The organism is Sulfurimonas sp. (assembly GCF_019429335.1).
Lineage (GTDB): Bacteria > Campylobacterota > Campylobacteria > Campylobacterales > Sulfurimonadaceae > Sulfurimonas.
In genome coordinates, this window is record NZ_JAHYJB010000022.1 from 22,695 (window position 1) to 29,008 (window position 6,314).

4 protein-coding genes are annotated in these 6,314 nt (G+C 38.1%); 2 read left to right on the plus strand and 2 right to left on the minus strand.

What is annotated here, in order from left to right; translation table 11 throughout:
- Nucleotides 1-19: 19 nt before the first annotated feature.
- Both K0A91_RS07875 and cysK read left to right on the plus strand, forming a co-directional pair.
- The gene (locus K0A91_RS07875; protein WP_295009639.1) at nucleotides 20-1,516 is read left to right on the plus strand and encodes a PLP-dependent transferase; all 1,497 of its coding nucleotides are present in this window, start codon (nucleotides 20-22) and stop codon (nucleotides 1,514-1,516) included.
- A gap of 104 nt (nucleotides 1,517-1,620) precedes the next feature.
- The gene (gene cysK / locus K0A91_RS07880) at nucleotides 1,621-2,550 is read left to right on the plus strand and encodes a cysteine synthase A (protein WP_295009640.1); all 930 of its coding nucleotides are present in this window, start codon (nucleotides 1,621-1,623) and stop codon (nucleotides 2,548-2,550) included.
- Nucleotides 2,551-2,642: 92 nt separating this feature from the next.
- On the opposite strand, the gene K0A91_RS07885 is transcribed toward cysK, so the two are convergent.
- Nucleotides 2,643-5,012, minus strand: coding sequence for an SMC family ATPase (locus K0A91_RS07885; RefSeq protein WP_295009641.1), 2,370 nt, complete (start codon nucleotides 5,010-5,012; stop codon nucleotides 2,643-2,645).
- Nucleotides 4,999-6,117 (minus strand): DNA repair exonuclease, encoded by a 1,119-nt coding sequence (locus tag K0A91_RS07890; RefSeq protein ID WP_295009642.1) that lies wholly within the window; start codon nucleotides 6,115-6,117, stop codon nucleotides 4,999-5,001. The genes K0A91_RS07885 and K0A91_RS07890 overlap by 14 nt, the downstream gene beginning before the upstream one ends.
- Nucleotides 6,118-6,314 lie beyond the last annotated feature (197 nt).

Genomic DNA, 6,314 nt, shown 5'->3' on the forward strand with positions numbered 1-6,314 from the left:
AATATTTAAAGAGCAAACAATGAGTCATGAATATTTTCATCACATACCAACGGGTCAATCCCTCCCTGTAAATAATATACATGCAGTATCTGTGTCTATGCCTTATCTACAAGATGTATTTGATTATGAAGAGCAAACACCTGAAATATTTGACAAGATAAAGAGTGGTTATCCACGTTTTGTACTTCATCCATATGTAAAGCAGCTGGCTTCTTATATAAAAAACAAATACAAGATAGCTAGTGAATTTGAAGTAGTTTTATTAAGTTCACACAAAGCTGTAAAATTAGTAAGTGAAAAATACTTTATAGATAATAAAATAGATGTTGATGAGCCGTTTGGGGTGGTACTCGTTCAAAATGAGACAAATCAACTGCAAAATGTATTGAACTATATACAACATGTTGGATGTAGCGTCTCTTCAAGATTTGCACAAGATTATCTGTGCAGAGTCAAAGTATTAAAAAATAAACAAGAAGAGAAGCTAGAAAACAGAGATATTGCAAAAGATATTGTTATGTGTGAGCTTAGTCTTGCATATAATCAACCAACAGAGAAAATTATGATTGCACCTTCTGGTATGAATGCAATTTATGCAGCTATCATGGGATTGAGCTCAATTCAAGCAAAAAATGAAAGAACTATACTTATTCAGTTTGGCTGGCTCTATTTTGATACTATGAATATTGTGAAGCATCACTGCGAAAAATCTAAAGTGTTTACTGATATTTTAAATATTGATTTGTTAGAAGAGTATTTAAAAGAAAGCGGGCTTAAAGTCAGTGCAATAATAACAGAAATGCCCTCAAATCCTACGCTTAAAACAGTAGATATTAAAAGACTTAGAAGCTTATGTGATAAGTATGATATACCATTGGTAGTAGATACAACGCTTGCTACACCCTATAATCTTGACTTGAGGGAGTATGCAGATATTTTTGTAGAATCACTTACAAAATTTGCATGCGGCAATGCCGATGTTTTAATGGGTGCAATCATCCTCAACACAAAACATAATCTATCTCATAGTACAGCTGAGTTTTTCAAGCATTGTGATCCTGTTTTTATTGAAGATATTCAAAGGCTGGCATACGAAATAAAAGATTATAAGCAAAGAGTGAAACAAGTAAGTTCAAACACAAAGCAGCTCATAGAGTATCTGCAAAACTGCTCTTATGTCAAAGAGCTTTATCACTGCTATTCAGAGACAAACAGAGAAAACTATAGTGTGGTCGCAAGAGATGATAACTCATACACGGGGGTGGTCTCTGTGACTTTTAAAAAGCCTTTAGAAGAGGTTTATGATAAACTAAACTTTGCCAAGGGGCCTAGTTTGGGCACCATGTTTACCTTGCTTATGCCTTATACGTATCTAGCTCATTGGAATTTAATACAAACAAAAGAGGGGAAAGAGTTTTTAAAAAAAGCACAACTTCCAATAGAACTTCTTAGAATATCCGTAGGAATTGAGCCTATAGAGGAGATACTTAATGAGTTTAAAAAGCTAGAGGATTAAGCTCTGTTAATAAAAAGCTTGATAAAATATCACAAATTAAGAGCGTTTTATCTCTTCTAAAGTGCCATAAGATAGAATATAGGATAAAAAAAGGAGAAAAAAAGATGAAATATGCAAATGATATTACGGAATTGATTGGAAACACCCCATTGGTGAAATTAAAAAAAGCCAGCGTAAATGAAACAACGGTTTTGGGAAAATGTGAGTTTATGAATCCAACACATTCGGTCAAAGACAGGATAGGTTTTAGTATGATTAATGAAGCCTTAAAAGAGGGATTGATTAATCAAGAGACTACTGTAATTGAGCCAACTAGCGGTAACACAGGGATTGCGCTCGCTGCCGTATGTGCGGCAAAAGGAATCAAGCTTATCCTTACCATGCCAAGCTCTATGAGTTTGGAGCGACGAAAATTACTTCGGGCCTTAGGAGCTCAATTAGTTTTAACAGAAGCAGAAAAAGGTATGAAAGGAGCCGTTGATAAAGCTTATGAATTAGGTAAGGAAACAGCTAACTCATTTGTGCCACAACAATTTGCCAATAAAGCCAACCCCGCAATCCATAAAATTACAACTGCAAAAGAGATTTTGGAGCAAACTGATGGAAAGATAGATATTTTAGTTTCTGCCATTGGGACTGGTGGAAGTATTACGGGTATTGGCGAGGTTTTAAAACAACATAATCCAAATATCCAAATCATAGCGGGAGAACCAGTAGATTCTCCAGTTTTGAGCGGAGGAAAACCGGGACCGCATAAAATTCAAGGAGTAGGAGCTGGATTTATCCCATCTATATTAAATACAGATATTTATGATGAAATTATTCAAGTAAGCAACGAAGATGCCATTGCTACATCAAGAGCCTTAGCGAAAGAGGAGGGACTTCTAGTCGGAATCTCCGCAGGTGCGAATGCTTTTATTGCAGAGCAAATTGCAAACAGACCTGAAAATAAAGGCAAGATAATTGTGACCATTTTATGTGATACTGGGGAGAGATATTTAAGTACAGTACTGTATGAGGATGAAACAGTATAACAGATGAACAAATTGTATTTGGTTTAATAAATCTTATTCTTGGGATTTCTCCCAAGTAAGTTTTTGATGTTTGTCCGGATGTAAAGTTGATTTTACAGTTCTACAACCCGCTCAAACATCTCTTTAATCTCCATTTCGTGGCTAATCAAAAATATCTGTCGGTACTGCTCTTTTATGGTGTGAAAAGCTTCTAGTATCTCCACTCTTCTGCTCTCGTCCTGACTACCAAACACTTCATCAAATGCCAAGAAACCTATAGAGCTTGCACCGCTTAGTTCTGTGAGTGTTTTTGAGATTGCGATGCGAAGAACCAAGTTTGCCAAGTCGACCTCTCCGCCGCTAAATCGCTCTATGGGGTATTTTTTGCCCTCGTCATAGATAAAAAAGTCAAAGTCGTTGCTCACTTCTATGTGTTGATATTTCCCTTTGGTGATGCGTGCGTACATCTCCGAGGCGATGGCAGAGATACGCGGAGCAACTTTTGCGTTAAGGCGAGTTTTAAACTCCGAGAGACTTGTTTTTATCTTCTCATAATCAATCAAATCATCTTTTTTGCTTCCAAGTTTTTTGAGTTGCAGTTCATTGTTTTGAAGTGCTCCTTGGAGAGTTTTTATCTCGCCCTCTATTTTGGCTATTTGAACTTTGATATTATTTAATAGCATTGTTTTTGAGTCTATCTCTTTAAGTACTTCATCATGCTCTATTAGCTTCCCTTTATGCTTCTCTTCGTCGTAAACAACGAGATTAAACGCATCCTCTTTGTTTTTACATGTAATTGTAAGTTCATCTATTTTTTTATTTACAAGAAGCAGGTCTGATTTTACAATCGAGAAGCGTTTTAACTCTGTTTCAAGTGTAAGGAAGAGTTTATATTTTGGCTCTAGAAGAGCAAGAGAGTTTCTGATTTTCTCATGCTCTTTCTCGTCGTAGTTGTGCGCTTCTAGCACTTTTAACTCTTCTTGGTTTTTAAGCCCTTTTTTTTCTACATGTAGAAAATATTCGCGTGCTTTGTTTAGGTCTTGAAGTTTGCTCTCGATGATTTTGATGCCGTTTATCAGCTCCGAAAACTCTTTCTCTTTTGCCTTTTTTTCTGCCTCAAACGCACTCTTTTGCAAGAGGACGTTTTGGAGCTGTTTTTTGTGCTCCTCTATCTTGTTTTGGTGTGTTTCGTTTACTGTGGCAAGAAGCGAGTTTATGACATTGTCATACTCTTCTATGAGCGGTCTGGTGCATGTCGGACAAGCTCCCTCGCTGCCAAGCTCTTGAAGTTTTGCAATCTTGGCGTTCGTTACGTCTATCTGCTTTTGCTCTGCGGCAATCTCGGCTCTAAGCTCGTTTTCTATGGTATGTTTTGAGCTTATGGTATCTTGCAAAACGGCGATGCTTATCTCAAGATTTTTTGCGTTAAGAATCAGTTCGTCATATTTTGCGCACTCACTCTCAAGCGTATGAATGTCCGATTTGCTCTTTACGTACTGTTCCCGCAGCTGAATCTGCTCCTTTTGCAATCCCTCTTTTTTAAGATAGTACTCTTTTAGCTTCTCCTGAGTCTTTAGCTGTTCCAGAAGTGCCTCGTACTCTGCTTTTGCGCTCTTAAGAGCCTCTAGCTTCTGCTGTTTGTCCTCTAGTTCATGAAGTTCGGCGATAAGCTTTACCTGATTCATTATCTCTGAATTTTTAGAGTTTTTTGCAAGTTCAAGTTCTGAGTAAAGCTTCTGTTTTTGTTCTTTTGTCTTTGCAAAAACCTCTGACTCTTTTTTAATATAGAGCTCTTTTGCTTTTATGGTTTCAAGCTCTTTTGTTTTGCTCTGTTCATCATTTTGCAGAGTCTTTTTTGTCTCTTGGCTGTTTGTCACATGTTCTTTTTTTTGTGCTATCTCCGCTTCTCCTAAAAGCAGCTCTGCAAAGGCTGTTATCTGGCGTTTTAGCTCTCGGCTCTTCTCAACCAAAGAGTTCTCTATAAAGTCTATCTTCTCTAGCCCAAGAAGTTTTCTTATCATCTTTTTTCTATCTTCATTTTTTAAAGCACTGAGGCTTGAGAGCTCTTTTTGAGAGGCAAAAAGCGTATGTATAAAAGCATCTTTGCTCATCTTTGTAAGCGAGATTATGGAGGCGGTAACCTCTTTGGCTCCGCTTGTTATGAGCGAGCCGTTTTTGTAGAGTTTTGCATTTGCGTTTAGAGCTTTTCCACGAAATTCTCGCACGATTCTGTACAAGATTGAGTCAAACTCAAACTCAAGCTCCACAACGACAGCATCTTTGTCGGCGGCGTTTGAATTTTTGACAATCTCTTTGTACCCTTTGCCCTTTAGTTCGCCGTAAAGTGCGAAAAATATCGCCTCAAAGATTGTCGATTTTCCGCTTCCGTTTTTGCCGATAATGCCGATTAGTCCCTCGCCAAACTCAATCTCATAGGAGCTGTATTTTTTAAAATTTTCTAGTTTTAATCTAGAGAGAATCATCACAGACCTCCTCGTACTGCGCAAACAGCTCTTGTACTTTAAACTTCAGCCTCTCATACTCCTGAGGTGTGGCATCCTCTTTTATGTGCTCTAAAAAGTACTTCTCAAGCGAGAGAGCCTCTGCGTCTGAGATATCCGCACTATTTGCTACATGTTTGAACTCTCTCTTTACAGAGACGCTCATAGCCTCGCCAAAGAGCTTTTTTATCTCTGAGTTTTGAATGTCGATGGATTGTAAAACGGTTAGATTTGTGAGTTTAACCTCGAGGATTGCATCTTTTGTGTCGCTTCTTTCAACTCCCAAAACAGAGCTTTCATAATCCTCGCAATCAATCTCTTTTAGGATTATCGGGCGGATTTTTATCTCTTTGTACTCAACATACAGCTCATCATACAGATTTATCTCTATAAAGCCTTTTGAGTTTCTTTTGTCGTTTAGGCTTGTTCTCTCGGTAGAGCCGCTGTAATAGACGTTTTCATGCCTGCCTACACGTCCAAAACCGTGCCAGTGACCTAGTGCTACATAGTCCATTATCTTGAAAACATACTCTTTTTCGCTCGGATAAACCCACTCGCCAAACTCGTTCATAAGGTAAAATGCACCCACGGAGCAGTGCATCATCATAATATTTTTCTTGCTTTTATCAATTTGCTCTTCGCAGAGTTCTATCTGAGATAGCGCCTTTGTTTCGTCGTTCATGTGGGGCAGGGTGTGGAAAATTACGCCCTCAAACTCTATCTTTTTATACTCTTGATTGTAAGCCACATGTAGATTTTTAAAATTCTCAAAAATCTTGAGTATCGGTGAGCTTAGGTTTGTTCTTGGCGTTGAGTGGTTTCCTGCAATGAGAATAAATGGAATATTTAGCGCATCAATGATTTTAAACTGCTCAAGCGCAAATGTTATGGCACGGTTTGATGGGCTTGGACGGTGAAAAAGGTCGCCTGTGTGGATGATGTAGTCGGGCTTGATTGCCTTTATCTGCTCTACGACTTGGGAAAAAGCATTGTAAAAATCCGCTTCTCTCTGGTTTACGTTGTTTTCGTTTAAGATATCGAGGTCGTTAAACCCCAGATGGGTATCGCTAAAGTGAACTATTTTCAAGCAAAACTCCCTATGTGTATAGTAGAGCAATTCTATCTAAAAAACTGATATTTGACAAAATAAATAGTGTACTGCAAAAAACGGTTCAAATCGGACACTAATGTCGGTTGAGTTCGGACAGTGATGTCGGTTCTAATCGGACAGTGGTGTCGGAAATGATTCGGACACTTTGGAGTAAAAACCGACACTTAAGTTTA